This window comes from Streptomyces sp. NPDC031274 (assembly GCF_055570235.1).
The window spans coordinates 60,940-87,362 of the sequence record NZ_JBVIHP010000006.1; the positions used below are offsets into that span (position 1 = coordinate 60,940).

At 69.8% G+C, this 26,423-nt stretch carries 23 protein-coding genes; 15 read left to right on the forward strand and 8 right to left on the reverse strand.

The genetic code is table 11. The features are described 5' to 3' along the window. Positions 1-69: 69 nt before the first annotated feature. Positions 70-1,272, reverse strand: a complete 1,203-nt coding sequence (locus ACZ5CR_RS12015) for an acetyl-CoA C-acetyltransferase (protein ID WP_468856337.1) — start codon at positions 1,270-1,272, stop codon at positions 70-72. A gap of 136 nt (positions 1,273-1,408) precedes the next feature. Here ACZ5CR_RS12015 and mce point away from each other — a divergent pair, with 136 nt between their 5' ends. The 7 genes from mce to ACZ5CR_RS12050 all read left to right on the forward strand — a co-directional run bounded on the left by mce (position 1,409) and on the right by ACZ5CR_RS12050 (position 11,446). Next, positions 1,409-1,849 (forward strand): methylmalonyl-CoA epimerase, encoded by a 441-nt coding sequence (gene mce / locus ACZ5CR_RS12020; protein ID WP_389903076.1) that lies wholly within the window; start codon positions 1,409-1,411, stop codon positions 1,847-1,849. A gap of 347 nt (positions 1,850-2,196) precedes the next feature. Continuing rightward, the gene (scy, locus tag ACZ5CR_RS12025; protein WP_468856341.1) at positions 2,197-6,081 is read left to right on the forward strand and encodes a polarized growth protein Scy; all 3,885 of its coding nucleotides are present in this window, start codon (positions 2,197-2,199) and stop codon (positions 6,079-6,081) included. Between the two features lie 182 nt (positions 6,082-6,263). Then, positions 6,264-7,199 (forward strand): coiled-coil domain-containing protein, encoded by a 936-nt coding sequence (locus ACZ5CR_RS12030; RefSeq protein WP_383282699.1) that lies wholly within the window; start codon positions 6,264-6,266, stop codon positions 7,197-7,199. A 112-nt stretch (positions 7,200-7,311) separates the two neighbouring features. Next, positions 7,312-8,313, forward strand: coding sequence for an ATP-binding cassette domain-containing protein (locus tag ACZ5CR_RS12035; protein ID WP_468856344.1), 1,002 nt, complete (start codon positions 7,312-7,314; stop codon positions 8,311-8,313). Positions 8,314-8,316: 3 nt separating this feature from the next. Next, the gene (locus ACZ5CR_RS12040) at positions 8,317-9,087 is read left to right on the forward strand and encodes an ABC transporter permease (protein WP_468856347.1); all 771 of its coding nucleotides are present in this window, start codon (positions 8,317-8,319) and stop codon (positions 9,085-9,087) included. 197 nt (positions 9,088-9,284) lie between these two features. Further along, positions 9,285-10,508, forward strand: coding sequence for an ABC transporter ATP-binding protein (locus ACZ5CR_RS12045; protein ID WP_468856350.1), 1,224 nt, complete (start codon positions 9,285-9,287; stop codon positions 10,506-10,508). 101 nt (positions 10,509-10,609) lie between these two features. Then, positions 10,610-11,446, forward strand: coding sequence for an ABC transporter permease (locus ACZ5CR_RS12050; RefSeq protein ID WP_468856891.1), 837 nt, complete (start codon positions 10,610-10,612; stop codon positions 11,444-11,446). 44 nt (positions 11,447-11,490) lie between these two features. Here the strand turns inward: ACZ5CR_RS12050 and ACZ5CR_RS12055 are convergent, their stop codons facing one another. Further along, positions 11,491-11,823 carry an ATP/GTP-binding protein gene (locus tag ACZ5CR_RS12055; protein ID WP_468856351.1) on the reverse strand — a complete coding sequence of 111 codons (333 nt, stop codon included), beginning with the start codon at positions 11,821-11,823 and terminating at the stop codon, positions 11,491-11,493. Between the two features lie 211 nt (positions 11,824-12,034). Between ACZ5CR_RS12055 and ACZ5CR_RS12060 the strand changes: the two genes are divergently transcribed. After that, on the forward strand, positions 12,035-13,087 hold the full coding sequence (locus ACZ5CR_RS12060; RefSeq protein WP_468856352.1) for an LLM class flavin-dependent oxidoreductase: 1,053 nt from the start codon (positions 12,035-12,037) through the stop codon (positions 13,085-13,087). A gap of 70 nt (positions 13,088-13,157) precedes the next feature. On the opposite strand, the gene ACZ5CR_RS12065 is transcribed toward ACZ5CR_RS12060, so the two are convergent. Further along, entirely contained in the window at positions 13,158-13,550 is a 393-nt protein-coding gene (locus tag ACZ5CR_RS12065; RefSeq protein ID WP_361181384.1) for an SCO5389 family protein, read from the reverse strand. 212 nt (positions 13,551-13,762) lie between these two features. On the opposite strand from ACZ5CR_RS12065, the gene nucS reads away from it, so the two are divergent. Further along, positions 13,763-14,434 carry an endonuclease NucS gene (gene nucS / locus ACZ5CR_RS12070; protein ID WP_409059715.1) on the forward strand — a complete coding sequence of 224 codons (672 nt, stop codon included), beginning with the start codon at positions 13,763-13,765 and terminating at the stop codon, positions 14,432-14,434. 81 nt (positions 14,435-14,515) lie between these two features. Here the strand turns inward: nucS and ACZ5CR_RS12075 are convergent, their stop codons facing one another. From ACZ5CR_RS12075 to ACZ5CR_RS12090, 4 genes are all read right to left on the reverse strand, one after another. Further along, entirely contained in the window at positions 14,516-17,020 is a 2,505-nt protein-coding gene (locus ACZ5CR_RS12075; RefSeq protein ID WP_468856355.1) for an ATP-binding protein, read from the reverse strand. A gap of 327 nt (positions 17,021-17,347) precedes the next feature. Then, the gene (locus ACZ5CR_RS12080) at positions 17,348-17,671 is read right to left on the reverse strand and encodes an STAS domain-containing protein (protein WP_160507247.1); all 324 of its coding nucleotides are present in this window, start codon (positions 17,669-17,671) and stop codon (positions 17,348-17,350) included. A 162-nt stretch (positions 17,672-17,833) separates the two neighbouring features. Beyond that, positions 17,834-18,682 carry a 3-hydroxyacyl-CoA dehydrogenase family protein gene (locus tag ACZ5CR_RS12085; protein WP_468856357.1) on the reverse strand — a complete coding sequence of 283 codons (849 nt, stop codon included), beginning with the start codon at positions 18,680-18,682 and terminating at the stop codon, positions 17,834-17,836. Positions 18,683-18,829: 147 nt separating this feature from the next. Then, the gene (locus ACZ5CR_RS12090; protein WP_468856359.1) at positions 18,830-19,471 is read right to left on the reverse strand and encodes a TetR/AcrR family transcriptional regulator; all 642 of its coding nucleotides are present in this window, start codon (positions 19,469-19,471) and stop codon (positions 18,830-18,832) included. A 102-nt stretch (positions 19,472-19,573) separates the two neighbouring features. On the opposite strand from ACZ5CR_RS12090, the gene ACZ5CR_RS12095 reads away from it, so the two are divergent. From ACZ5CR_RS12095 to ACZ5CR_RS12105, 3 genes are read left to right on the forward strand one after another with little or no spacing between them, the layout of a single operon-like run. Then, entirely contained in the window at positions 19,574-20,356 is a 783-nt protein-coding gene (locus ACZ5CR_RS12095) for an ABC transporter ATP-binding protein (RefSeq protein WP_468856361.1), read from the forward strand. A 40-nt stretch (positions 20,357-20,396) separates the two neighbouring features. Continuing rightward, positions 20,397-21,152 carry an ABC transporter permease gene (locus ACZ5CR_RS12100; protein ID WP_468856363.1) on the forward strand — a complete coding sequence of 252 codons (756 nt, stop codon included), beginning with the start codon at positions 20,397-20,399 and terminating at the stop codon, positions 21,150-21,152. A 13-nt stretch (positions 21,153-21,165) separates the two neighbouring features. Further along, positions 21,166-21,738 carry a cob(I)yrinic acid a,c-diamide adenosyltransferase gene (locus ACZ5CR_RS12105; RefSeq protein WP_468856366.1) on the forward strand — a complete coding sequence of 191 codons (573 nt, stop codon included), beginning with the start codon at positions 21,166-21,168 and terminating at the stop codon, positions 21,736-21,738. Here the strand turns inward: ACZ5CR_RS12105 and ACZ5CR_RS12110 are convergent. Next, positions 21,735-22,289 carry a hypothetical protein gene (locus tag ACZ5CR_RS12110; protein ID WP_468856369.1) on the reverse strand — a complete coding sequence of 185 codons (555 nt, stop codon included), beginning with the start codon at positions 22,287-22,289 and terminating at the stop codon, positions 21,735-21,737. The two genes, ACZ5CR_RS12105 and ACZ5CR_RS12110, sit on opposite strands and share 4 nt — an antisense overlap. A 153-nt stretch (positions 22,290-22,442) precedes the next feature. On the opposite strand from ACZ5CR_RS12110, the gene ACZ5CR_RS12115 reads away from it, so the two are divergent. The 3 genes from ACZ5CR_RS12115 (at position 22,443) to ACZ5CR_RS12125 (ending at position 26,343) form a co-directional block, all read left to right on the forward strand. Continuing rightward, the gene (locus tag ACZ5CR_RS12115; RefSeq protein WP_468856370.1) at positions 22,443-23,663 is read left to right on the forward strand and encodes a sensor histidine kinase; all 1,221 of its coding nucleotides are present in this window, start codon (positions 22,443-22,445) and stop codon (positions 23,661-23,663) included. Beyond that, the gene (locus tag ACZ5CR_RS12120) at positions 23,660-24,316 is read left to right on the forward strand and encodes a response regulator (protein ID WP_468856371.1); all 657 of its coding nucleotides are present in this window, start codon (positions 23,660-23,662) and stop codon (positions 24,314-24,316) included. Before ACZ5CR_RS12115 ends, ACZ5CR_RS12120 begins: the two co-directional genes overlap by 4 nt. Positions 24,317-24,507: 191 nt before the next feature. After that, the gene (locus ACZ5CR_RS12125) at positions 24,508-26,343 is read left to right on the forward strand and encodes a glycosyl hydrolase family 18 protein (protein ID WP_468856894.1); all 1,836 of its coding nucleotides are present in this window, start codon (positions 24,508-24,510) and stop codon (positions 26,341-26,343) included. Positions 26,344-26,423: the final 80 nt, after the last annotated feature.

The following is a 26,423-nucleotide window of genomic DNA, read 5'->3' on the forward strand; positions in this document are numbered from 1 at the left end:
GTCAGACAGCTCCGTTCCTAGACGTAGAGGTAGACGTACCCGCGCGAAGCGCGTCAGGCCTTCAGACCTTCAGACCTTCGCCACCTTCACGATCAGCGCGTCACCCTGCCCGCCGCCACCGCACAGCGCTGCCGCGCCCACGCCGCCGCCCCGCCGCTTCAGTTCCAGGGCGAGGTGCAGCACGACGCGTGCGCCGGACATCCCGATCGGATGACCCAGGGCGATGGCGCCGCCGTTGACGTTCACCTTTTCCGAGGAGACCCCGAGGTCCTTCATCGACTGCACCGCGACCGCGGCGAAGGCCTCGTTGATCTCGATCAGGTCGAGGTCCGCGACGCCGAGGCCCTCCTTCTTCAGGGCGTGCTGGATCGCGTTCGACGGCTGCGACTGGAGCGAGTTGTCCGGGCCCGCCACGTTGCCGTGTGCCCCGATCTCCGCGAGCCACGTCAGGCCGAGCTCCTCGGCCTTGGCCTTCGACATCACCACGACCGCCGCGGCGCCGTCGGAGATCTGCGAGGACGTGCCCGCCGTGATCGTGCCGTCCTTGGCGAAGGCCGGGCGCAGCTTGGCGAGGGACTCCGCGGTCGTCTCGGCGCGGATGCCCTCGTCCTTGGAGAACAGGACCGGGTCGCCCTTGCGCTGCGGGATCTCGACCGGGGTGATCTCGGCCTCGAAGGTGCCGTTCTTCTGCGCGGCGGCGGCCCGCTGGTGGGAGGCGGCGGCGATCTCGTCCTGCTCGGGGCGCCCGATGCCCAGGCGGGTGTTGTGCTTCTCCGTGGACTCGCCCATGGCGATGTTCTCGATGGAGTCGGTCAGGCCGTCGTACGCCATGGAGTCGAGCATCTCGATGGCGCCGTACTTGTAGCCCTCGCGCGACTTCGGAAGGAGGTGCGGCGCGTTCGTCATCGACTCCTGGCCGCCTGCGACGACGATGTCGAACTCGCCCGCGCGGATCAGCTGGTCGGCGAGCGCGATCGCGTCGAGCCCGGAGAGGCACACCTTGTTGACGGTGAGCGCGGGGACGTTCATGGGGATGCCCGCCTTGACGGCGGCCTGACGCGCCGGGATCTGCCCTGCCCCGGCCGTGAGGACCTGCCCCATGATCACGTACTGCACCTGGTCGCCGCCGATGCCGGCCCGGTCGAGCGCGGCCTTGATCGCGAACCCGCCCAGGTCCGCGCCGGAGAAGGACTTCAGGGAGCCGAGCAGGCGGCCCATGGGCGTTCGAGCGCCCGCGACGATCACTGAGGTGGTACCGGTCGTTCCAGACATGTGCCACGGCCCCTTGGGAGGAGGAGTTAATGAGGGTTTACTTGAATGTACTGAGCGGTACGCCGCGCGTCACCGGGCGCTCGGTGTGATCGCGCGCACGTTGCGTAATCACCGCCGGAAGGGCTGCACTTAGACCATGCTGACGCGAATCGATCACATCGGGATCGCCTGTTTCGACCTCGACAAGACCGTCGAGTTCTACCGGCAGACGTACGGCTTCACGGTGTTCCACACCGAAGTCAATGAGGAGCAGGGCGTGCGCGAGGCCATGCTCAAGATCAACGAGACGAGTGACGGCGGCGCCTCCTACCTGCAGCTCCTCGAACCCACTCGCGACGACTCCGCCGTGGGCAAGTGGCTGAAGAAGAACGGCGAGGGCGTGCACCACATCGCCTTCGGCACCGCGGACGTGGACGCCGACGCCGCCGCCGTAAAGGAAAAGGGCGTACGCGTCCTTTATGAGGAGCCCAGGATCGGGTCCATGGGATCCCGTATCACCTTCCTGCACCCCAAGGACTGTCACGGTGTACTGACCGAACTGGTCACCTCGGCAGCTCAGGAGTCACCGGAGCACTGACCTCCGCATACTTGGGCCGGTAAGGTTGGGGTCGGCCGTCCGAAGTATGGGCGGCCGGTCGTCCGTACGCTGGGCGACCGTTTGCCGGGGTCCGGGTTTCGGGGGACGAGCGTCAGGGCAGCGGCCCACACTCTGCTGTTGATCTGACACCATTCCCCATGAGCCCCGTTCGGCGGATGGACAGGGCTCTTACGAAGAGGCTTGCGACCAGAGTGGGGTATCCCCTGCTCGAACGAAGTTGAGAGCTTGGAGTGGGGTATCCCCTGCTCGATCGAAGTTGAGAGCTTGGAGTGGGGTATCCCCTGCTCGATCGAAGTTGAGAGCTTGGGGAAGGATGGGACCGCGCAGTGCGGGGCTACGAACGCCAAGAGAGCTCGCGGGCTGAGACGGACCATCTTTCGCGGTTCGAGGCCGAGATGGACCGGCTGAAGACCGAGCGAGAGAAGGCTGTTCAGCACGCCGAAGACCTCGGCTACCAGGTCGAGGTGTTGCGCGCCAAGCTTCACGAGGCGCGCCGCAACCTCGCGTCCCGCCCTGCCTACGACGGCGCGGACATCGGCTACCAGGCCGAGCAGCTGCTCCGCAATGCCCAGGTTCAGGCCGACCAGCTGCGCCAGGACGCCGAGCGGGAGCTGCGCGACGCCCGTGCGCAGACCCAGCGCATCCTCCAGGAGCACGCCGAGCAGCAGGCCAGGCTCCAGTCCGAGCTGCACTCCGAGGCGGTGTCGCGCCGTCAGCAGCTCGATCAGGAGCTGTCCGAGCGCCGCCAGACCGTCGAGTCGCACGTCAACGAGAACGTGGCGTGGGCCGAACAGCTCCGAGCGCGTACGGAACAGCAGGCGCGCCGCCTGCTCGACGAGTCGCGCGCCGAGGCCGACCAAGCCCTTGCCGCAGCCCGCGCCGAGGCCGAGCGCGTGACCGAAGAGGCCCGCCAGCGCCTGGCGAGCGATGCCGAGTCGGCCCGCGCCGAGGCCGAGGCGACCCTGCGCCGGGCCCGCGCGGACGCCGAGCGCCTCCTGAACGCCGCTTCCACGCAGGCGCAGGAAGCCACCGAGCACGCGGAGCAGTTGCGCTCCACCACCGCCACCGAGTCCGAGCAGGCGCGCCGCCAGGCGAGTGAGGCGAGCCGGGCCGCCGAGCAGCGCATGGCGGAGGCCGAGGCGGCTCTGCGCGAGGCGCGCGCCGAGGCCGACAAGGTCGTCGCCGAGGCGAAGGAAACCGCCTCCAAACAGCTGTCGGCCGCCGAAGGCGCCAACGAACAGCGCACGCGTACGGCCAAGGAGCAGGTCGCGCGCCTGGTCGGCGAAGCGACGAAGGAAGCCGAGGTCACCAAGGCCGAGGCCGAGCAGCTCGTCACCGACGCCAAGGCCGAGGCCGAGCAGCTGATCAAGGACGCCTCCGAGAAGGCGCGCACGATCACCGCCGAGGAGACGGCCGGCCAGCTCGCCAAGGCCGCCCGCACCGCGGAGGAAGTACTCGACAAGGCGTCCAAGGACGCCAAGGAGACGACCAGGACCGCCACCGAAGAGGCCGAGCGGATCCGCACCGAGGCCGAGACCGAGGCGGACCGGCTGCGCGCCGAGGCGCACGACATCGCCGAGGAGCTCAAGGGCACGGCGAAGGACGACACCAAGGAGTACCGCGCCAAGACCGTCGAGCTGCAGGAGGAGGCGCGCCGCCTGCGTGGCGAGGCCGAGCAGCTGCGGGCCGACGCGGTCACCGAGGGCGAGCGGATCCGCAGCGAGGCCAGGCGCGAGGCCGTCCAGCAGATCGAGGAGGCGGCCAAGTCCGCCGAGGAGCTGCTCGCCAAGGCGAAGGCCGACGGCGAGGAGCTCAAGACGGCGGCGACCGCCGAGAGCGACCGGGTCCGCTCCGAAGCCATCGAGCGCGCCACGACCCTGCGTAAACAGGCCGAGGAGACCCTGGAGCGCACCCGCGCGGAGGCCGAGCGGCACCGCGAGGAGGCCGCCGAGCAGGCCGAGACCACGAAGTCCGAGGCGCAGGAAGCCGCACGGGCCCTGCACGAGGAGACCGAGCGGGCCATAGCGGCACGTCAGGCCGAGGCCGCCGACGAGCTGGCCCGCCTGCGCACGGAGGCCGAGGAGCGTCTCGCCTCCGCCGAGCAGGCGCTGACCGAAGCCCGCGCCGAGGCCGAGCGCATCCGCAAGGAGGCGTCGGACGAGACGGACCGCCTCCGCACGGAGTCCGCCGAGCGGATCCGCACCCTTCAGTCGCAGGCCGAGACCGAGGCCGAGCGGCTGCGCACCGAGGCCGCCGCCGACGCGTCGCAGGCGCGCGCCGAGGGCGAGAACGTCGCCGTGCGACTGCGTTCGGACGCCGCCGCCGAGGCCGAGCGCCTCAAGACCGAGGCCCAGGAGTCCGCCGACCGTCTGCGCTCGGAGGCCGCAGCCGCCGCCGAGCGCGTGGGCGCGGAGGCCGCCGAGGCGCTGTCCGCCGCCCAGGAGGAGGCCGCGCGGCGTCGCCGGGAGGCCGAGGAGACCCTCAGCTCCGCGCGCGCGGAGGCCGACCAGGAGCGCGAGCGGGCCCGCGAGCAGAGCGAGGAACTGCTCGCCACCGCCCGCAAGCGCGTCGAAGAGGCCCAGGCCGAGGCCGTCCGCCTCGTCGAGGAGGCCGACCGCAGGGCGACCGAGATGGTCTCGAGCGCCGAGCAGACCGCGCAGTCCGTACGGGATTCCGTGTCGGGCATGCAGGAGTCGGCGCAGGAGGAGATCGCGGGCCTGCGCAGCGCCGCCGAGCACGCCGCGGAGCGTACGAGGACCGAGGCGCAGGAGGAGGCGGACCGCGTCCGCGCCGACGCCTACGCCGAGCGGGAGCGCGCCAACGAGGACGCGGGCCGCACCCGGCGCGAGGCGAACGAAGAGGCGGAGGCCGCCAAGTCGCTTGCCGAGCGCACCGTTTCGGAGGCGATCACGGAGGCCGAGCGGCTGCGCTCGGACGCTTCCGAGTACGCCCAGCGCTCGCGCACAGAAGCCTCGGACGCGATCGCGTCGGCCGAGCAGGACGCGTCCCGCACGCGGGCCGACGCCCGCGAGGACGCCAACCGCATCCGCAGCGACGCGGCGAGCCAGGCCGATCAGTTGATCGGCGAGGCGCGCAGCGAGGCGGAGCGGCTGCAGAACGAGACGATCGCGGAGGCCGAGCGGCTGCAGGCCGAGACGACCACCGAGGCCGAGCGGGTGCGCGCGGAGTCGGTGGCCAAGGCCGAGAAGCTCATCTCGGACGCGACGGGCGACGCCGAGCGGCTTCGCGCGGACGCCGCGGAGACGGTCGGTTCCGCCCAGCAGCACGCCGAGCGCATCCGGTCCGACGCCGAGCGCGTCAAGGCGGAGGCCGCCGCCGAGGCCGAGCGGCTCACGTCGCGGGCGCGGGACGAGGCCGAACACACCCTGGACGAGGCGCGCCAGGCGGCCAACAAGCGCCGCTCCGAGGCGGCCGAGCAGGTCGACACGCTCATCACCGAGGCGGTGGCCGAGGCCGAGAAGCTGACGGCCGACGCCCAGGAGAAGGCCCTCAAGGCCACCACGGACGCGGAGGCGCAGGCCGACACGATGGTCGGCGCGGCCCGTTCGGAGGCCGACCGGCTTGTCTCCGACGCCACGGTCGAGGGCAACTCCCTGGTGGAGAAGGCCCGTACGGACGCGGACGAACTGCTCGTCGGCGCCCGCAGGGACGCGACGGCCATAAGGGAGCGCTCCGAGGAGCAGCGCGACCGCCTCACCGCCGAGATCGAGGAGCTGCACGAGCGTGCGCGCCGCGAGTCCGCCGAGGCGATGAAGTCCGCGGGCGAGCGGTGTGACGCTCTGGTGAAGGCCGCGGAGGAACAGCTCGCCGAGGCCGAGGCGAAGGCCAAGGAGATGGTGTCGGACGCGAGTTCCGAGGCCGGCAAGGTGCGGATCTCCGCCGTGAAGCGGGCCGAGGCGCTGCTCAAGGAGGCCGAGACGAAGGTGGCCGAGCTGGTGCGCGACGCCGAGCGCGTCAAGGCGGAGGCGGAGGCCGAGGCCGAGCGGACGGTTGACGAGGGCAAACGCGAGCTGGAGGTCCTCGTCCGGCGCCGCGAGGACATCAACGCCGAGATTTCCCGTGTCCAGGACGTGTTGGAGGCGTTGGAGTCTTTTGAGGCCCCACCGATCGCCGGGGCGAAGGACGGTGGCGTCAAGGCCGGTGCGACGGCGGGTTCAACTCGATCGAGTGGCAAGCCGTCTGAGGGGTAGCCAAAGAACATCCGCCGTGCTTGTAGAGGACCTTCGGCACTGTCGCTGGCAAGTCCTCTGGCGGTTAGCCACTCAAAAGGGGTGTCATTCTCCAGATCAAACGGGCATCCGCTCGATGACACGCCGCTTTGACCCCTAGGATTCCCCCTATCACCTCACCGGTCTCATTCGACAGGAACCCCATGAGCGACACTTCCCCCTACGGCTTCGAGCTTGTGCGGCGTGGGTACGACCGCGCTCAGGTGGACGAACGTATCTCCAAGCTCGTCTCCGACCGTGACAGCGCTCTCGCTCGTATCACTGCTCTGGAAAAGCGCATTGAGGAGCTGCACCTCGAGACGCAGAACGCGCAGGCGCAGGTAGCCGACGCCGAACCGTCGTACGCGGGCCTCGGTGCCCGCGTCGAGAAGATCCTCCGCCTCGCCGAGGAGGAGGCGAAGGACCTGCGCGAGGAGGCCCGTCGCGCAGCCGAGCAGCACCGCGAGCTCGCCGAGTCGGCGGCCCAGCAGGTGCGTAACGACGCCGAGTCGTTCGCGGCCGAGCGCAAGGCCAAGGCGGAGGACGAAGGCGTCCGGATCGTCGAGAAGGCCAAGGGCGAGGCCGGCACGCTGCGCAGCGAGGCCCAGAAGGACGCGCAGCAGAAGCGCGAGGAGGCGGACGCCCTCTTCGAGGAGACCCGCGCCAAGGCCGCCCAGGCCGCGGCCGACTTCGAGACGAACCTCGCCAAGCGCCGTGAGCAGTCGGAGCGTGACCTGGCTTCGCGTCAGGCCAAGGCCGAGAAGCGTCTCGCGGAGATCGAGCACCGTGCGGAGCAGCTGCGCCTCGAGGCGGAGAAGCTGCGTACGGACGCCGAGCGTCGCGCCCGTCAGACGGTGGAGACCGCTCAGCGTCAGGCCGAGGACATCGTCGCCGACGCGAACGCCAAGGCCGACCGGATTCGCAGCGAATCCGAGCGGGAGCTCGCGGCGCTGACGAATCGTCGCGACTCGATCAACGCGCAGCTCACCAATGTGCGGGAGATGCTGGCCACGCTCACGGGTGCGGCCGTCGCCGCCGCGGGTACGCCCGCCGACGAGGAGCCTGTCTCCCGCGGGGTTCCGGCTCAGCAGACTCGCTGATGTCGTAGGGACCTGCGGACCGGTCGTGGCTGGTCGCGCAGCTCCCCGCGCCCCTTACGGGGAGCCCTCTGTCCAAGTGGCAGGGGGCTTCGTCCCGTTTTAGCGTGGCCGCATGATCGAGCTCGAGGGGCTGACCAAGCGGTACGGCGAGAAACTGGCCGTCAACGACCTCACCTTCACCGTGCACCCTGGTGTAGTCACCGGCTTCCTCGGGCCGAACGGCGCGGGCAAGTCCACGACGATGCGGATGATGCTCGGGCTCGACAACCCCACGGCGGGTGCCGCGCGGATCGACGGCAAGCGGTACGCCCAGCTGAAGGACCCGCTGAAGTACATCGGCGCCCTGCTCGACGCCAAGGCCATGCACGGCGGGCGCAGCGCCTTCAACCACCTCCTCTGCCTCGCGCAGAGCAACGGCATCCCGCGCACCCGCGTCCACGAGGTCCTCGACACCGTCGGCCTGACGCAGGTCGCCAAGAAGAAGGCCAAGGGCTTCTCGCTCGGCATGGGCCAGCGGCTCGGCATCGCGGGCGCGCTGCTCGGCGACCCCGAGATCCTGATGTTCGACGAGCCGGTCAACGGACTCGACCCCGAGGGCATCCACTGGATCCGGAACCTGATGAAGTCCCTCGCCTCGCAGGGCCGTACGGTCTTCGTCTCCTCCCACCTGATGAGCGAGATGGCGCTGACCGCCGAGCACCTCGTCGTCATCGGGCAGGGCCGGCTCCTCGCCGACACCTCCATGGCGGACTTCATCCGGCAGAACTCACGCAGTTACGTCCGGCTGCGCTCCCCGCAGCGCGAGCGCCTCCTGGACGTGCTGCACCAAGAGGGCATCACCGCCGTCGAGGCGGGCAACGGCACCCTCGAAGTCGACGGCACCCCCTCGGAGGATCTCGGCGAACTCGCCGCACGCCATCAGCTCGTACTCCATGAGCTCAGCCCCCAGCAGGCCTCGCTCGAAGAGGCCTTCATGCAGCTCACCGCGGAGTCGGTGGAGTACCACGCGCACACCGATCACGCCGACCGCGCGGCCCCTGGTGCCGCCCCGCCTCCCCCCGCGCAGGTCGAGGGCTGGGGCGGGAGCTGGCAGCAGAAGAGGAAGGGGTCCTGAGCGATGGCGGCGACACAGGTACTGAAGTCGGAGTGGACCAAGATCCGCTCGGTCTCGTCGACCGTGTGGACGCTGGGTCTGGCCCTGGTCGTCACGGTGGGGCTCGGCCTGTTGATCAGCATTCTGGCGAAGAACGACTACGACAGCCTCAACGCCCAGGACCGGCAGGTCTTCGACCCCACCTACACCAGCTTCGCCGGAATGAGCCTCGGCCAGCTCGCGATGATCGTCTTCGGTGTGCTCGTCGTCTCGAACGAGTACAGCACCGGCATGATCCGCACCTCGCTCTCCGCGGTGCCGCAGCGTGCGACGTTCATGACCGGCAAGGTCGTGGTCGCCACCGCGCTCTGCCTGGTGGTGGGGCTCGTCACGAGCTTCATCACGTTCTTCCTCGGGCAGGCGATGCTCGGCGAGCACAAGGCCATGATCGGCGATCCGGGCGTGCTGCGTGCGGTGATCGGCGGCGGGCTCTACATGACGCTGATCGCGATGTTCTCGATGGGCGTCGCCACGATGCTGCGCAGTCCCATGCTGTCGCTCGGCATCCTGATGCCGTTCTTCTTCCTGATCTCCAGCATCCTGGGCAACGTCTCGGCGACGAAGAAGATCGGCCGGTTCCTCCCCGACCAGGCGGGCAACAGGATCATGCAGGTGAAGACGCCGCTCGACGACGACGTCCCGTACGGGCCCTGGGGCGGCCTCGCCATCATGGTGGTCTGGGTCGCCGTCGCGCTGATCGGCGGCTATGTGCTGCTGAAGAAGCGAGACGCGTGACGCTCCGCTGAGGTGCGGCGCGGTGCAGTGCAGTGCGGTGCGGTGCGGTGCAGTGCGGTGCGGTGCAGTGCGGTGCAGTGCTGCCGGAAAGATGCAGCGCCCCCTCTCTTGGCTGGAACCGTCAGCTCCCCGTTATCCTCCTAACCCTTACGGGGGCGTGTGCCCCGACGTCCTGAACCATTCGATGGGTGCGGAGAATGATCGAGGCAGTCGGCCTGACGAAGCGCTACGGCGCCAAGACAGCCGTGTACAACCTTTCCTTTCAGGTGCGACCCGGCACGGTCACCGGCTTCCTGGGCCCGAACGGCTCCGGCAAGTCGACGACCATGCGCATGATCCTCGGGCTCGACCAACCCACCACGGGCCAGGTGACGATCGGCGGCTACCCGTACCGCAAGCTCCCCAACGCTCCCCGCCAGGTCGGCGCGCTGCTCGACGCCAAGGCGGTGCACGGCGGCAGGCACGCCCGCAACCACCTCCTGTGCCTCGCGCAGCTCTCCGGCATCCCGGCCCGCCGGGTCGACGAGGTGCTCGGCGTCGTGGGCCTCCAGGAAGTCGCGAAGAAGCGCTCCAAGGGCTTCTCGCTCGGCATGGGCCAGCGCCTGGGCATCGCCGCCGCGCTGCTCGGCGACCCGCAGGTGCTGCTCTTCGACGAGCCGGTCAACGGTCTCGACCCCGAGGGCATCCTCTGGGTGCGGAACCTGATGAAGTCGCTCGCGGCCGAGGGGCGCACCGTCTTCGTCTCCTCCCACCTGATGAGCGAGATGGCGCTCACCGCGGAGCACCTGATCGTGATCGGCCGTGGGCAGCTGCTCGCGGACATGAGCGTCAAGGACTTCATCTCGCACAACTCCGCCGACTTCGCCCGGGTGCGTACGCCGGACACCGACCCCAAGCAGCGCGAGAAGCTCTCGGCCGCGCTGACCGAGGCCGGCGGCCAGGTCATGCCCGAGCAGGACGGCGCGCTGCGCGTGACCGGCCTTCCGCTCCCCCGCATCAGCGACCTCGCGCACGGCGCGGACGTCCGCGTGTGGGAGCTCTCCCCGCACCAGGCCTCGCTGGAAGAGGCCTACATGCGGATGACGCAGGGTGCCGTCGACTACCGCTCGACGGTCGACCAGCGCGCGGGGCTGCAGCAGCCCGTACAGCAGATGCCGCCCGGTGCGATGCCGCAGCAGCCGATGCCGGTGGCCGGACAGGGCCAGCCCGGGTGGTACGCGCCGCCGCCGCCCCAGCAGGGCGGCCAGCCGTTCGCGATGCCGCAGGGCGCGCCCCAGGGCGCTCCCGGGGCTCCCGGCGCTCCTGAGGCCCCTGCCGCACCGCAGGGCACCCCCAATCCGTACGCGGCCGCCGCCCCGCAGGCGCCCGCCTCCGCCCCCGCTCCTCAGATGACCAAGCGCGACAGCGAGGACCCCCGATGACCACGCCTCCGACTCCGCAGCCGCAGGCGCAGCCCCAGCAGGCGTACGCACAGGCCGGCGCCCCCGTGCCGCAAGGTGGCCCGATGCCCCAGGGCGCCCCGATGGCTCCCCCGCCGGCCGCCCCCGCGCCGCCCTCCGCGTGGCAGCAGGCGATGAACAACGCCTACTCCTCGCCGATCCCGGTCAAGAAGACCCACCTCGGCAACGCCCTGGCCTCCGAGTGGACGAAGATCAAGTCGGTCCGCTCGACGATGTGGACCCTCGGCGTCTTCTTCCTCCTGGTCGTCGGCATCGGCCTGCTCGTGGCCGGGCAGACGCAGGACCGGGACTTCCAGGACGTGCCGTTCACGATCCCGGCGTTCTTCGGTCTCGTGCTCGGCCAGATCTGCCTGATCACGCTCGGCGTCCTGGTGACCTCGTCCGAGTACGGCACGGGCATGATCCGTACGACGTTCACGGCGTCGCCGCAGCGCTATCGCGTGTTGGCCGCCAAGATCCTGATCTTCTTCGTGATCGCCTTCGTCGTCTCGGCGGGATCGATCCTGCTCGTGGGCCTGATGACGTCGGGGATGCACAGCGGCCCCGAGGCGGGCGATGTCGCCTGGTCGGGCACGGTCCTCAAGGGCGGGCTCTACGTCTCGCTCCTGGGCGTCCTCGCGCTCGCGGCAGGATCGATGCTGCGCCACTCGGCGGGCGCGATCACCGCGATGCTCGGCGTGGTCCTGGTGCCCGCGATCCTGCCCGTGTTCCTGATGATCTCCGAGGGCACCCGGCCTTTCGGCGAGAAGATGATGGACTACAACGCCATCAACTCCCTCGCCAAGATTTTCGAGATGGACGGGGAGGGCGGCGGCACCTCGCAGCTGCTGCTGCTCGTCGGTGTGACGGTGGCCGCGATCGTCGGCGCCTTCGCCCTTCTGGAGAAGCGCGACGTATAGGCACAGCTCCGGGAACGGCCCAGGACAGGCGTCAGGAAGAGCCGTCAGTACCTGGGCGCGCTACGGGACCGCTGCACCCGCGAGGTGCGGCGGTCCTTCGCGTTCCAGCAGGCCTTGTGCCAGTGTCTGCGCTCGTCCACGCCCGAGTGTTCGGGCCAGGCCACCACATGCGCGATGCCGGACGGGATCTCCTGGTCGCAGCCGGGGCAGCGGTAGGTCTTGCCGGCCGCGCTCGCGCCCGCGACATGGCGCAGGCTCCACTCCTCGCCCTGCCAGCTCTCGGTGGACTGGAAGCCGCCGTAGCGGCCCGCCGGTTCCCCGTCCGTACGCGGGCTGTACTCTCCGCCGCCCTTCGGGCGGTTACGACGCGGGGACACGGGACACCTCACGGGATGTACGGGGACCAGGAGTGCGTCCAGCCTACGCGGCATGCGCGGCAGCGGGCGCATGTCACCAATCACCACAGATCCCCCCTGCATTTCGCAGAAAATCCGTCAATCTTCATGCCAAGCCGTGCCTTTGGCACGTGTCACGCGTTGTTGCCCGTAGGGGGAGTGCCTGCGTCGGCGCCAAGGAGGCAGGAGTGCGATGCGTGTAGGTAGTTTTGTTCTGGCCGCCCAGTTCCCGGGACAGGGGCAGGGGGAGGCGCTGCACCGTGCGGTGCGGTCCGCCGAGGTGGCCGAGGAGGCGGGCCTCGACTCCGTCTGGCTGGCCGAGCACCACTTCGTGCCGTACGGCACGTGCCCGTCCGCCGTGACCCTCGCCGCGCTGCTCCTCGGGCGTACGCGGCACATCCGCGTCGGCACCGCGGTGAGCGTGCTGCCGACCGTCCATCCTGTCGCCCTGGGCGAGCAGGCCGCGCTGCTGCATCTGACGTCCGGCGGGCGCTTCTCGCTCGGCGTGGGGCGCGGCGGGCCATGGGTGGACCTCGAAGTCTTCGGGGCCGGTCTCGACGCGTACGAGAAGGGGTTCCCGGAATCGCTCGACCTGCTGCTGCGGTGGCTGAGCGAGCCGCGGGTGGCGAGCGACGCGGACCGCTTCCCCTTCCGCGAGGTCACCGTGGTGCCACGGCCGCAGGAGGCGCTGGCGGGACCGGTCGATGACACCGGGGAGAGCAGGGACGGCCCGGAGGTGATCGTCGCCTGCACCTCACCGTCCAGCGTGCGCCTCGCGGCGGAACGCGGTCTGCCGATGCTGCTCGGCATGCATGTCGGCGACGAGGAGAAGGCCGAAATGGTGGCGTTGTGGCGGCGGCACGCGCGCGCCGCGGGGCGCACGCCGGATCAGGTCCACCGCGCTCCGCACGTGTCCGCCGGGGTCGCGCAGATCGCGGACCGGCGCCTGGACGCGACGGAGACGCTGCAGAAGGCGATGCCCGGGTGGCTGAAGCAGGGTCTTGACGCACATGTCACGGTCGACGGCCGTACGCGGGCGATGCGGGACCCGCTCGCGTACACCGAGCTGCTCTGCGGGATGCACCCGGTGGGCACCCCACAGTTGTGCGCAGACCGGATCGCGGCCACATCGGAGCGCACGGGGATCACCCGTTTCGCGCTCCTCGTCGAGGGCTCCGGCGATCTGGCGACGACGGAAGAGAACGTCCGAAGGCTCGGCGCCGAAGTGCTGCCCCAGCTCGGCTGAGCCGCTGAGGCGGGGAGCTGCCGCTCCGGTACCAGAACACCTCCCGCGTACGGAGCGGCAGCCCTGAACGTCAGCAGTCCCGCAGTGTGGGCGACTGGTTGAGCAGCTGGCCCCGGATCGAGGTGAACCGGGCGAGCCTGTCGTCCACAGACGCATCCAGCGGGAACACCGCCACACGGTGGCAGTTCTGGAATGCGAGACGCACTCCGAAGTGGCGCTGCAGAGCGCCGCGAATCGCGTCACTCGCGAGCGCCCGCAGGAGCTGGCCGCGCGCCTGCTCGTTGGGCGGAGGCGTCTGGTTGTCGGCGAACTCGCCGCCGTCGACCTTCAGCTGGGCCACCAGGGAGCTGATCATCTCCCATGCGTAAGGCAGGGAGGTCCGGACGCAGTCGACGAATTCCGCTTCATCGACCTCGCCTCGCTCGGCCTGTTCCAACAGCGCCGGTGAGACGTCGAGCGACATGGGTTCTCCTCTCGCGCCCCCGGGGAGCGGGGGCTCACGGACAGGGAAGGAGTCCGTACACGCAGAGTGCACGCGCGGCGACCTCCTGCTTATACGTTAAGCATCCGACCCGCACTGCACCAGGAGATTGGGAACATAACCGGCCAGGATCGAACAGGCCCATCGATGGAGGAATCGCGCGCACCACCTGGGGTCGAGTAGCGTTGCGCCCCATGCGTCTCGTCATTGCCCGATGCTCCGTGGATTACGCGGGCAGGCTCACAGCCCATCTCCCGTCGGCCCCCCGCCTGATCCTTGTAAAGGCGGACGGCAGTGTCTCGATCCACGCGGACGACCGGGCCTACAAACCTCTCAACTGGATGTCCCCGCCCTGCACCTTGAAGGAGGGGACCGGGGACGACGCGGGCGTCTGGACCGTCGTGAACAAGGGTGGCGAGAAACTCATCATCACGATGGAAGAGATCCTTCACGACTCCTCGCACGAGTTGGGCGTCGATCCCGGCCTCATCAAGGACGGCGTGGAAGCACACCTTCAGGAGCTGCTCGCCGACCGGATCGAGACGCTGGGCGAGGGCTATTCACTCATCCGGCGCGAGTACATGACGGCGATCGGCCCGGTGGACATCCTCTGCCGCGACGCCGACGGGCAGACCGTCGCCGTAGAGATCAAGCGACGCGGCGAGATCGACGGCGTCGAGCAACTCACCCGCTACCTCGAGCTGTTGAACCGCGACCCGCACCTGGCCCCCGTCAAGGGCATCTTCGCCGCCCAGGAGATCAAGCCCCAGGCCCGCGTGCTCGCCACGGACCGCGGCATCGGCTGCACCGTCCTGGACTACAACGCGATGCGCGGCATCGAGGACGACAAACTGCGGCTGTTCTAGGCGTTCCCGCACAGGGGTTCTTGTACGGAGAAGGGGGGCGGGTCCACCAGGACCCGGCCCCCTTCTGCGTACGTACCCGCGTCAGATCGTCGACGCCGAGTCGGACGCGCCGCCGCTCGTCACGGGGCTGCTCGCCGGACTGCTCGCGGGCCCGCTCGCCGAGTTCGACGTGTCCGCGGAGGACGGCGCGGAGTTCGACGACGGCGGATCCGGTGCGGGGTCCGAGGTCGGCGGGTCCGTCGTCGGCGGCGGGGTCGTCGGCGGCTTCGTCGTGGGCGGCTTGGTCGTGGGCGGCTTCGTCGTCGGGGGCTTCGTGGTCGGCGGCTTGGTCGTGGGCGGCTTCGTCGTCGGCTTGTCGCTCGGCTTGTCCGAGGTGTCGTCGGACGGCTTGCCGCTGTCGCTCGGCTCGTCCGACGGCGTGTCGCTGCCGCTCGGCTTCCCGTCGTCCGCGGTGCCGGGGATGTTGTCCGGGCCGTCGTCGTCCGGGCGGCTCGTCGAGTCCTTCGCCGGCTTGTCGGCGGTCAGGCCGGCGTCGTCCTGGTCCTCGCTCGCCGACTGTTCCGTCTTGACCTTGTCCGGCGGGTTGTCGTTCTTGTTGTCGGACGTCGCGCCGAGGGTCACCACGGTGCCGAGCACGGCGGCGAGGAGGGCTCCCGCGCCCGCTGCCACGAGGTTGCGCCGGGTGCCGTTGACGATGGAGCGGCGGGTCGGTGCCGGGCCCGCTCCCGCGGCGGGCGAGACATTGCGGGTGACCAGGGTCTCCGGCTCCGGGGGCGGTGTGGGCAGCGCGAACGCCGCCGGTACGCCGCCGGGGGGTGATGCCGACTCCTCATAGCGCGCCTCGGGCAGCTCTTCGCCCGCTGCCGGGCTCGCGGCGGGCAGCACGCCGCCCGAGCGGTCGGCGACCAGGGCGAGTGCCCTGCGGCCCGCGATCATGCCCCGCTTGTCGGCGAGCGCGCCGCGCAGGCCTACGGAGGCCTCCAGCTCGACGCGGGCCCGGTCGAGCTGGCCGCCGCAGAGCGCGAGGATGCCGAGCTCGTGGTGGAAGTACGCCTCTTCGGCGACCTCACCCGCGATCCGTGCCGCCTCCTGGCCCGAGCGCAGGGCACGCTCCCAGGCGCCCCAGTCGAGCCCTCCCGCGAAGGCCGGAGCGATCGTGCGGGCGAGCAGCACGGCGGCGCTGTCCTGCCCCGCCACAAGGACGCCGAGAGCCGCCAGTACCGCGTCCGCCTCGGCCACGACCCGCTCCGGGCCGACCGAGGGATGTCCCGCCCACCAGGCGTAGTGCTGGGCGGCGCCCTGGGCGCGCTCGGCGGTGTCGTCCGCGTACCCGGACGCCTCCAGCTGCGTACGCACACCGGCGGCGAGCCGGTAGTGCGAGCCGACCGCCGTGACGAGCGCGGCGGAGACCAGCTCGGCGAGGGCCGCGTCCGCGTGGGTGTCCCCCACGAGGGCGGGCAGATGCGCCTGGTGCGGCAGCTCACCGCCGAGCGCGACGGCGAACCGCAGGGTGGTGCGCGCCGACGGGCTCAGCCGCGATGCGAGCAGGGCCGCGGGCGCCGCGCCGTCGGCGAGCGAGGGCAGCGGAACCTCGCCGTCCTCGGCGCCGAAGGGCGCGTCGACGGGGGCGTCGTCGAAGTAGCCGTGCTCGTCGAAGGCGTTCGGGTCGGCGCGCAGCTGGTCGCGCTGGCGCAGCAGGGCGCCGGCCTGGACGAAGCGCAGGGGAAGCCCCTCCGACTCGAACCAGAGGTCGCCCGCCCAGTTCGCCTCGTCGTCGCTGAGGACGCGGCCGACGGCGCGCTCCAGGAGTTCGAGGCTGCCGCTGCGGCCCAGGCCGCCGAGGAAGACCTCTTCGAGGTGCGAGTCGGGTGAGGGCGCCGCGACGTCGGGGGTCGCGGAGATCAGGAAGGCGCACTCGGGTGTGGCGTCGAGCAGCTCTTCCAGGGCGGCGGCGCCGAACTCCAGGTCGTCGAGGACGACGACCGCGCCGATCTCGTGGACGAGTTCGAGCAGCAGGGCGCGGTCGGGGCGTTGCAGCGGGGCGTTGTAGACCACGCTGAAGAGGTCCTGGAGCACCTCGCCGGGCGTCTTGTGATACCCGGAGAGCCGGATGACGCCGTCCGGTGCGAGGTCGGCGCAGTCCTCGGCGACGGCGTTCAGGAGCGACGTGCGCCCCGATCCCGCGGGACCGGTGAGGCGCACCGAGCGCCCGCGTGCGAGCAGGCGCACGAGCCGCTCGCGCTCCTCCTGCCGCTCCAGGAGCGGCGTCCGGGGCAGTACGGGTCCCGGCGGCACGGGCGGTGCCGCGGCGCGGCGCAGCTCGGCGCGCTCGGCGTCGGTGCGCTTGACGGGTCGTGCGGGCCGTTCGCCCGGCGGGCAGGGTTCGATCTCGCTGCCGTCGACGGGGTTCACGGTGAGCAGGAAGTCGCCCGACACGAGCTGAACGGTGCGGGCGAGTGTGGGCGCGGGCTGCCCGAAGTCTGGTGTCAGAGGATCACGCGGTGATCGCGCGGGACGCGCCGAGTCGTGGTCGTCGATGATGTCGTCCTGGCCGTACTCTTCCGGTCCCCGGTTCATCGGGTCCATGGTCAAAGCCCCCCAGATGCGTTGTGTACACAGCCCCCTCCGGCCTTGTGCACACTGCGCTGTCGCTTCTGGTCCGGTGCCCCCGCTCGGGCGTCTGTCTTCGTCATGACGGTGGGCGACCGAACCCTAGACCTTTGCTCAGTATCTCCGAACGGGCGGGGTACCGCTCCGTCCGAGACGTCACAGTCTCGTGAGGATTGTGCGCGAGATGCGTTTCACACCCAGATCACCCAAGATCCACAGAGACGACCCATTGATCAGCTATTGCTCAGCTGCTGATCAGCTACTGCTCAGCTGTTGATCACTCATCGATCACACGCGCGTCGATCACACGCGAGGCAGTGATTCGACCCCGATGCCACCTTCGATGGCGAGGATCCGGTGCAGCCTGGTGGCCACGAGCAGACGCTGCATCTGGGGCGGCACACTGCGCAGCACGAGCCGGCGCCCGCACCGTCCCGCGCGTCGGTGGGCGCCCATGATGACGCCGAGTCCCGTGGCGTCCCACGAGTCGAGTTCGGACAGGTCGAGCACCAGGTCACCGGCTCCGTCGTCGACGGCCGAGTGCAGGACCGTTCGGGCGTCCGCCGCGCTGCGTACGTCGAGGCGTCCCCCGACGACCAGCTGGGCCTGGTCGCCCCTGATGTGCATATGCGCTCCCCGAGAGTGCTGAGTGTCGTGTGACGTCTGTTCCGTAAGTCGTCTGCGTATGTCACTGCAACTGACTGCCGCATGGGCAAGGAAGTTGCCGTCTGTAAGCGAACCGATACCGAATTCACTCCCAGGGGTGACCCCGCGGCTGAGGAGGAGTCGTCAGTGCTTGTAGAAGCCCTGCCCGCTCTTGCGACCGATGTCACCGGCGTCAACCATCCGGCGCATCAGCTCGGGCGGTGCGAACTTCTCGTCCTGGGACTCCGTGTAGATGTTGCTCGTGGCGTGCAGCAGGATGTCGACGCCCGTCAGGTCGGCGGTCGCGAGCGGTCCCATGGCGTGCCCGAAGCCGAGCTTGCAGGCGATGTCGATGTCCTCGGCGGTGGCGACGCCCGACTCGTAGAGCTTCGCGGCCTCGACGACGAGCGCCGAGATCAGACGGGTCGTCACAAAGCCCGCGACGTCGCGGTTCACGACGATGCAGGTCTTGCCGACGGACTCGGCGAACTCCCGCGTGCGGTCGAGGGTCTCGTCGCTCGTCTTGTAGCCGCGCACCAGTTCGCACAGCTGCATCATCGGCACCGGCGAGAAGAAGTGCGCGCCCACGACCCGCTCCGGACGCTCCGTCACGGCCGCGATCTTCGTGATCGGGATGGCAGAGGTGTTCGACGCGAGCACGGCGTCGTCACGCACGATCCTGTCGAGCGTACGGAAGATCTCGTGCTTGACCTCGAGCTTCTCGAAGACGGCCTCGACCACGATGTCCGCGTCGGCGACGGCGTCCATGTCGGTGCTCGTCGTGATGCGCCCGAGCGCCGACTCGGCGTCCTCGGCGGCCAGCTTGCCCTTGCTCACGAACTTGTCGTACGACGCCTTGATCCCGTCGGTGCCACGGGTCAGAGCCTCATCGGTGACGTCGCGCAGAACGACGTCCCAGCCCGCCTGGGCGGAGACCTGAGCGATGCCGGACCCCATGAGTCCGGCTCCGATGACGGCGAGCTTCCGTGCCACTTTTACGACTCCCCTACCGCTTATCACGCCTGGCTTACACGCTGTTTAGGTTTTTCCTTCCGGCGGACATTAGTCGCCGTGAGCGCGACTGTGTCGGCGAAGAGATGCGCGTCACGTCTCAAATGACGGACATCACACTGGTACGCGTCATTCGGCGTCGCGCACCGCGTAGTTGAGGACCTTCTCGCCGAGCAGGTCCTCCATCTCGTCGAGCAGCACGAGGGCATCACGTGACACTTCTGCCGGTTTGCGGCACTTGACCATCTCATCGCCGATCCAGGCCATGAGCGTGCTGTGGATCCAGGAGAGCTGACCTGCCATCAGGCCGGGCAGGGGGTCGCCTTCGGCGGCGTTCGTCTCCCCGGCGAGGGTCTTCGTGAGGTGGCCGAGCGCCTCCTGCTGGATCTCCCAGAGCCGGGAGCGCAGGGGGTGGGCCTCGGTGATGACCCTCATGAAGTCGGCCCAGCCCGGAAAGAGGCCGACGTGGGGCGATACGCCCTCGACGTCCGAGCGCAGCTCGCGCAGGACCGCGGCGGCGGCGGACTCCCCCGCGCGACGCCCCCGTACGTAACCGGAGAGCCGTTCGATGACGGCCTCGCCCCGGTCGAGGAAGAGGTCCTCCTTGACCGGGAAGTAGTTGTAGACCGTGTTCACGGAGACGTCAGCGGCCTCCGCGACCTCCGCGACGGTCACCGTGACGAAGCCGTGCTCCAGGAAGAGCCCCGTCGCGATGTCCGAGATCCGCTGCTTGGTCTGCCGCTTCTTGCGCTCCCTGAGTCCTTCAGCCATGGGTCCACCCTACGACCACTGGCTAGGGCGACTGAAAACTTGGAGTGGATTGAAAAGTTGGAGTCATTGCAAAATTTGAGAGACTCTGTTTTTGTGGTCGCCATGGCAATCATCAGCACGGCCGGGCTCACCCGGACCTTCCGGACCAAGCGCGGCACCGTCGAGGCCGTGCGCGGCATCGACCTGACCGTCGCGCCCGGCGAGATCCTCGGCTTCCTCGGACCGAACGGCGCGGGCAAGACGACGACGCTGCGCATGCTCACCACGCTCCTGGCGCCCACCGGCGGCGCGGCCACCGTCGCGGGCATCGACCTGGCCCGCGACCCGGCCGCCGTACGGCGCAAGATCGGTTACGTGGCCCAGTCCGGCGGCGTCGACCTCAACATCTCCCTGCGCGAGGAACTGGTCACCCAGGGCCGCCTCTACCGCCTGACCAAGCCGCAGGCCACCGCTCGCGCCGAGGAGTTGGCCGCCGACCTGGACCTCACCGACCTCCTCGACCGCACGTGCGCGACCCTCTCCGGCGGCCAGCGGCGGCGGCTCGACATCGCCATGGGCCTGATGCACCGGCCCGATGTGCTCTTCCTCGACGAACCGACCACGGGGCTCGACCCGGGCAGCAGGGCCGACCTGTGGGCGCTGGTGCGGCGGCTGCGCGACGACCACGGCACCACCGTCGTCCTGACCACGCACTACCTCGACGAGGCCGACGCGCTCTGCGATCGCCTCGTCGTCATCGACAAGGGCGTCGTGGTCGCCGAGGGCACGCCCGGCGCGCTCAAGCTCCGGTACGGCGGCTCCATCGACGCCTCGCTCCAGGACGCGTTCCTGGCCGTCACCGGGCGCGACCTCACCCCCAAGGACACGGCGCCGGTCGCCGTCTGAGCCCTCGACCCTCGACCCTCGACTCCCCAGGACCTCACCCATGTCTGCGTTTCTCTCCGACACCGCGCTGATCTTCGGGCGGTACGCCCGCCAGACCCTGCGCTCCAAGTTCCAGATCCTCTTCGGCGTCCTGATGCCGCTGCTCTATCTGCTCTTCTTCGGCCCGCTCCTGACCGACCTGCCGCTCGGCTCGCGCGGTGACTCCTGGCAGGTGCTCGTGCCGGGTCTGCTGCTCCAACTCGGCCTGTTCGGGGCCTCGTACAGCGGATTCGCGATCATCATCGAGAAGCAGTTCGGTGTGGTGGAGCGGATGCGGGTGACGCCGGTCAGCCGGCTCGCGCTGCTTCTGGGGCGGGTGCTCCGCGATGCCGTGCTGTTCGTCTTCCAGTCGGTGCTGCTCGTGCTCGCGGCCGTGGTGATGGGGCTGCGGGCGCCGCTCGCCGGCATCCTCATCGGCTTCGCGTTCGTGGGCGTCCTGACGGTCGTCCTCGCGTCCCTCTCGTACGCGCTGGCCCTGCTCGTCTCCAAGGCGCACGAGTTCGGCCCCGTCATCAACGCGGTCAGCATGCCCTCGATGCTGCTCTCCGGTCTGATGCTGCCGATGGCGCTCGCGCCGGGCTGGCTGGACGTGCTCTCGCACTTCATGCCGTTCCGCTATCTCGTGGACGCGGTGCGGGCCGCCTACGTGGGCCAGTACGCGAGTACGGCGATGCTGTACGGCGTCCTGATGGCCGCCGCTCTCACGCTCGGGTCCGTGACGGTGGGCACACGAGTCTTCCGGAAGGCGGGCGCGTAACTAGGCTGACCTCATGGTCAATCTGACGCGCATCTACACCAGGACCGGCGACCAGGGCACGACGGCCCTCGGCGACATGAGCCGGACCGCCAAGACCGATCTGCGGATCTCGGCGTACGCCGACGCCAACGAGGCCAACGCGGCCATCGGCACGGCGATCGCCCTCGGCCGGCTCGACGAAGAGGTCGTGAAGGTCCTGGTCCGGGTCCAGAACGACCTCTTCGACGTGGGCGCCGATCTGTCGACGCCGGTCGCCGAGAACCCGGAGTACCCGCCGCTGCGCGTCGAGCAGTTCTACATCGACAAGCTGGAGGCGGACTGCGACCGCTTCAACGGGGAGCTGGAGAAGCTGCGCAGCTTCATCTTGCCGGGGGGCACCGCGGGGGCCGCGCTGCTGCATCAGGCGTGCACGGTCGTGCGACGGGCCGAGCGGTCCACGTGGGCCGCGTTTGAGGTGCATGGCGAGGTCATGAACCCCTTGACGGCGACGTACCTGAACCGCCTCTCCGACCTCCTGTTCATCCTGGCCCGTACGGCCAACAAGGAGGTCGGAGACGTGCTGTGGGTTCCGGGCGGCGAGCGCTAGACCCCCACCCCGGTCCTGTCGGCAGGCGCCTTCTTCGGGAACACCGTGTACGTCCCCGCGATGATCACGTTGATGCCGATCAGCCACAGCATCCGCTGCTGCCACATCCGCAGCGAGTCGATGTCCCCGTCGCCCCCGACGTACCAGACCGCTCCCTGCAACAGCGCCATGGCGATCAGGGCGGCAAGCACCCAGCGGGCGGCGATCTTCCACTCGTGGACGGCGCGGGCCGTGCCGTACTTGGGGGTGGACGGCGGCGGGCCGCCCGCGAAGCGGTGAGCGACGCGGACGTCCACCCACTTGATCGTGTAGTGGCCCAGCGCGATGGAGTAGCCGATGTAGACGGCGGCCAGGCCGTGCTTCCAGTCGGGCTCCGCGCCGTTCTTCAGGTCGATCGCGGTGACGACGAAGAGGACGGCCTCCAGGATCGGCTCGCACAGCAGCACCGCGACACCGGCCCGCGGCATCTTCGCCGCGTAGCGCAGAGCGAGGCCGCCCGCCAGCAGCACCCAGAAGCCGACCTCGCAGATGATGATCAGTGTGACGATCACGGTTCGCTCCTCTCGGTCATCTCTCCAGGCTCCCGTCGGACCGGCCGCGGATCATCGTCGTCAGTGACGAAGTGGGACTGCATCCTTCGATGTAGGGCACAGTTCCTCCCCCAGGATCAGGCTTCACCCCGGCGCGCCGTGTTGGATGGACGCATGGCCCTGTCCCTCCCCCGCCCGCACCGCGTCGACGTTCAGATCTCCGTGGGCAGCGTGCTCGCCGGGCTCGCGCTGTGGGGGCTCGGGCTGTACACGCGGACGGGCGACGACTGGCTGCTCGGCGGCACCTGGGCGCTGATCCCCCTCTTCGTCCTCGCGGGTCTGGAGCTGCTGCGCAGGAGCAATCCGCAGACCGCCCTGGTCGTCGGCACGCTCGCACTGATCGCCGACCAGTTCACGGCGGGCAACCTGGCGTCCGTCCTGATGTTCACGGACATCATGTACGCGGCCGTGGTGTACGGGACTCCGGCCGCGGCCCGGCGCATCCCGGTCACCACGGGCCTGATCACGGTGGCGGTCACGATCGGGTTCCTGGCCTGGTCCAGGGATCCGCAGGCGATCCTCATCGGCGTCCTCACCGGCCTGGTCTCCTTCGCCCCCGCGACCACCGGCGTTCTCGTCCGCACCCACCGCGAGGCCGCCGTCGCCGCACGCCTGCGGGCCGAACAGACCGCGCTGCTCGCCGAGATGGACCGCGTGCAGGCCGTCACCGGCGAACGCGCGCGGATGGCCCGGGAGCTGCACGACATGGTCGCCAACCACCTCTCGGCGATCGCCATCCACTCCACGGCCGCGCTCTCCCTCGACGACCCGAAGACCACCAAGGACGCGCTCTCCGTCATCCGCGAGAACAGCGTCGAGGGTCTGGCCGAGATGCGCCGCCTCATCGGGATCCTCCGGGACTCCAGTGACGACCGGGAGCCCGCCGCCTCGCCCACCCTGGACGGCCTCGGCGCCCTGGTCGCCAACGCCCGTACCAATGGTCTGGACGTCACCCTCGACGACACCCGCGCCCCGGACGACTCCAAGCTCCCCGCCCCGGTCGAGCTCGCGGCGTACCGCATCATCCAGGAGTCCCTGACCAACGCCCTCAAGCACGCGTCGCCCGGCCTGGTGACGGTGACACTCACCCAGCGGCGGCACGCCCTCGAAGTCCGCGTGACCAGCCCCTACGGCTCCGCGTCCGGCCCCCGCGCGCCGGGGTCCGGAGCCGGCCTCGTCGGCATGCGGGAACGCACCGAACTCCTGGGCGGCGCCTTCGATTCGGGGCCCGAGAGCGGCGACGCCCTCCACGACGGGAAGATCTGGAACGTGCGCGCGACCCTGCCCATCGCCCCCTCAGACCTCGACCCCATTGACGAAGGAGTGACCGAATGATCCGCGTGCTCGTCGCCGAGGACCAGTCCGCCGTACGGGCGGGACTCGTCCTGATCCTGCGCAGCGCGCCGGACATCGAGGTGGTCGGCGAGGCGTCGGACGGCGAGGAAGCGGTGGCGCTCGCCCGTGAACTGCGGCCCGATCTGGTGCTCATGGACATCCAGATGCCCCGCCTGGACGGGGTGTCCGCGACCCGGCAGGTCGTCACCGAGGGGCTCTCGGACGTGCTCGTCCTGACCACCTTCGACCTCGACGAGTACGTCTTCGGCGCGCTGCGCGCGGGTGCCTCCGGGTTCCTCCTGAAGAACACCGAGGCCAAGGACCTGCTGGAGGCGGTCCGTACGGTCGGCCGCGGCGAGGGTCTGATCGCCCCGGCCGTCACACGGCGCCTGATCGCCGAGTTCGCCGCCCCGAAGACCATGAGGCGGCCGCGCCGCGAGAACGGACCCGATCCCGCCATCCTCGACACCCTCACCCGCCGCGAGCGCGAGGTGCTCGCCTGCCTCGGCGAAGGACTCTCGAACGCCGAGATCGCGGACCGTCTGACCATGGCGGAGGCGACGGTGAAGACCCACGTCAGCCGACTCCTCGGGAAGCTGGAGCTGCGCAGCAGGGTCCAAGCCGCGGTGCTCGCTCAGGAGTTGGGCGTGTGAGACCGGATCCTGTGCACCGCACCGGCGCGATCCGGCCAATGGTTCAGACCTCTTGACCGCTGGTCCAGACCTTTCTATTCTCACCGCACTGCGGTGAGCACTCCCCCACGTGTTCCACGTGCTCACGGGCGGCGCAGGGATCCACCCCTATGACCCCCCGGATCTCACCCGAGGAGCACACCTTGCGCACCTTGCGCTTCAGACACAGAGCCGTGGCAGGCCTCACCACCCTGCTGCTCCCGCTCGCCACCCTCGTCGCACTCGGCGGTCCCGCCGAAGCCGCGCCGGAAGCCGCCCCCGCGGCCACCGCCACGTACGCCAAGACCCAGGACTGGGGCAGCGGCTTCGAAGGCAAGTGGACCGTCAAGAACACCGGTACGACCTCCCTCAGCTCCTGGAACGTCGAGTGGGACTTCCCCACCGGCACGAAGGTGACCTCCGCCTGGGACGCCACCGTCACCAACTCCGGCAACCACTGGACCGCCAAGAACCTCGGCTGGAACGGGACGCTCGCCCCCGGCGCCTCGGTCTCCTTCGGGTTCAACGGCTCGGGCCCCGGCTCCCCCGCCAACTGCACGCTCAACGGAGGCAGTTGTGACGGCGGCAGCGTTCCCGGCGACAACCCGCCGTCGGCACCCGGCACTCCCAGCGCGTCCGACATCACCAACACCTCGGTGAAGCTCGCCTGGAAGGCGGCCACCGACGACAAGGGCGTCAAGAACTACGACGTCCTGCGCGACGGCTCCAAGGTCGCGACCGTGACCGGCACCTCGTACGCCGACAGCGGCCTGACCGCGGGCACCGACTACTCGTACACGGTCCAGGCCCGCGACACCGCGGACCAGACGGGACCGGCCTCCGGTGCCGTCAAGGTCCACACGACGGGCACCACCGACCCGGGCCCGGGCCCCGGTGACAAGGTCAAGCTCGGCTACTTCGCCCAGTGGGGCGTCTACGGCCGCAACTACCACGTGAAGAACATCGACACGTCGGCCTCCGCCTCCAAGATCACCCACATCAACTACGCCTTCGGCAACGTCCAGGGCGGCAAGTGCACCATCGGCGACTCCTACGCCGACTACGACAAGGCCTACACCGCCGACCAGTCGGTCGACGGCGTCGCCGACACCTGGGACCAGCCCCTGCGCGGCAACTTCAACCAGCTGCGCAAGCTCAAGGCCAAGCACCCGAACCTCAAGGTCCTCTGGTCCTTCGGCGGCTGGACCTGGTCCGGCGGCTTCACCGACGCGATGAAGAACCCGGCCGCCTTCGCCAAGTCCTGCCACGACCTGGTGGAGGACCCGCGCTGGGCCGACGTCTTCGACGGCATCGACCTGGACTGGGAGTACCCCAACGCCTGCGGCCTCACCTGTGACACCAGCGGCGCGGCAGCCATGAAGACCATGATGCAGGCGTTCCGCACCGAGTTCGGCAAGGACAACCTGGTCACGGCCGCCATCACCGCTGACGGCTCGAACGGCGGCAAGATCGACGCGGCCGACTACGGCGGCGCGTCGCAGTACGCGGACTGGTTCAACGTCATGACGTACGACTTCTTCGGCGGCTGGGACGCCAAGGGCCCGACCGCCCCGCACTCCCCGCTCACCTCCTACTCCGGCATCCCGAAGGAGGGCTTCAACTCCGCCGACGCGATCACGAAGCTGAAGGCGAAGGGCGTCCCCGCCGCCAAGCTCCTGCTCGGCATCGGCTTCTACGGCCGAGGCTGGACGGGCGTGACGCAGAAGGAGCCGGGCGGCACGGCCACCGGCGCGGCGCCCGGCACGTACGAGGCGGGCATCGAGGACTACAAGGTCCTGAAGAACAGCTGCCCGTCCAACGGCACCATCGCGGGTACGGCCTACGCCCACTGCGGCACCAACTGGTGGTCGTACGACACCCCTGCGACGGTCAAGAGCAAGATGGCCTGGTCGAAGCAGCAGGGCCTGGGAGGCGCGTTCTTCTGGGAGTTCAGCGGTGACACCGCGAACGGCGAGTTGGTCTCTGCCATCAATGACGGTCTGAAGTAACAGCCGTCCCGCACAGACGAAGCCGGGAAGACAAGTTCGCCCCTTGTCTTCCCGGCTTCTTCATCGCGTGATGCCGGTAT

What these genes read in the sequence shown, in the direction of transcription:
- ACZ5CR_RS12015 (WP_468856337.1), bottom strand. Translation starts at nt 1,272, where the DNA reads ATGTCTGGAACGACCGGTACCACCTCAGTGATCGTCGCGGGCGCTCGA.
- mce (WP_389903076.1), top strand. Translation starts at nt 1,409, where the DNA reads ATGCTGACGCGAATCGATCACATCGGGATCGCCTGTTTCGACCTCGAC.
- ACZ5CR_RS12030 (WP_383282699.1), top strand. Translation starts at nt 6,264, where the DNA reads ATGAGCGACACTTCCCCCTACGGCTTCGAGCTTGTGCGGCGTGGGTAC.
- ACZ5CR_RS12035 (WP_468856344.1), top strand. Translation starts at nt 7,312, where the DNA reads ATGATCGAGCTCGAGGGGCTGACCAAGCGGTACGGCGAGAAACTGGCC.
- ACZ5CR_RS12040 (WP_468856347.1), top strand. Translation starts at nt 8,317, where the DNA reads ATGGCGGCGACACAGGTACTGAAGTCGGAGTGGACCAAGATCCGCTCG.
- ACZ5CR_RS12045 (WP_468856350.1), top strand. Translation starts at nt 9,285, where the DNA reads ATGATCGAGGCAGTCGGCCTGACGAAGCGCTACGGCGCCAAGACAGCC.
- ACZ5CR_RS12050 (WP_468856891.1), top strand. Translation starts at nt 10,610, where the DNA reads ATGGCTCCCCCGCCGGCCGCCCCCGCGCCGCCCTCCGCGTGGCAGCAG.
- ACZ5CR_RS12060 (WP_468856352.1), top strand. Translation starts at nt 12,035, where the DNA reads ATGCGTGTAGGTAGTTTTGTTCTGGCCGCCCAGTTCCCGGGACAGGGG.
- ACZ5CR_RS12065 (WP_361181384.1), bottom strand. Translation starts at nt 13,550, where the DNA reads ATGTCGCTCGACGTCTCACCGGCGCTGTTGGAACAGGCCGAGCGAGGC.
- nucS (WP_409059715.1), top strand. Translation starts at nt 13,763, where the DNA reads ATGCGTCTCGTCATTGCCCGATGCTCCGTGGATTACGCGGGCAGGCTC.
- ACZ5CR_RS12075 (WP_468856355.1), bottom strand. Translation starts at nt 17,020, where the DNA reads ATGGACCCGATGAACCGGGGACCGGAAGAGTACGGCCAGGACGACATC.
- ACZ5CR_RS12080 (WP_160507247.1), bottom strand. Translation starts at nt 17,671, where the DNA reads ATGCACATCAGGGGCGACCAGGCCCAGCTGGTCGTCGGGGGACGCCTC.
- ACZ5CR_RS12090 (WP_468856359.1), bottom strand. Translation starts at nt 19,471, where the DNA reads ATGGCTGAAGGACTCAGGGAGCGCAAGAAGCGGCAGACCAAGCAGCGG.
- ACZ5CR_RS12095 (WP_468856361.1), top strand. Translation starts at nt 19,574, where the DNA reads ATGGCAATCATCAGCACGGCCGGGCTCACCCGGACCTTCCGGACCAAG.
- ACZ5CR_RS12100 (WP_468856363.1), top strand. Translation starts at nt 20,397, where the DNA reads ATGTCTGCGTTTCTCTCCGACACCGCGCTGATCTTCGGGCGGTACGCC.
- ACZ5CR_RS12105 (WP_468856366.1), top strand. Translation starts at nt 21,166, where the DNA reads ATGGTCAATCTGACGCGCATCTACACCAGGACCGGCGACCAGGGCACG.
- ACZ5CR_RS12115 (WP_468856370.1), top strand. Translation starts at nt 22,443, where the DNA reads ATGGCCCTGTCCCTCCCCCGCCCGCACCGCGTCGACGTTCAGATCTCC.
- ACZ5CR_RS12120 (WP_468856371.1), top strand. Translation starts at nt 23,660, where the DNA reads ATGATCCGCGTGCTCGTCGCCGAGGACCAGTCCGCCGTACGGGCGGGA.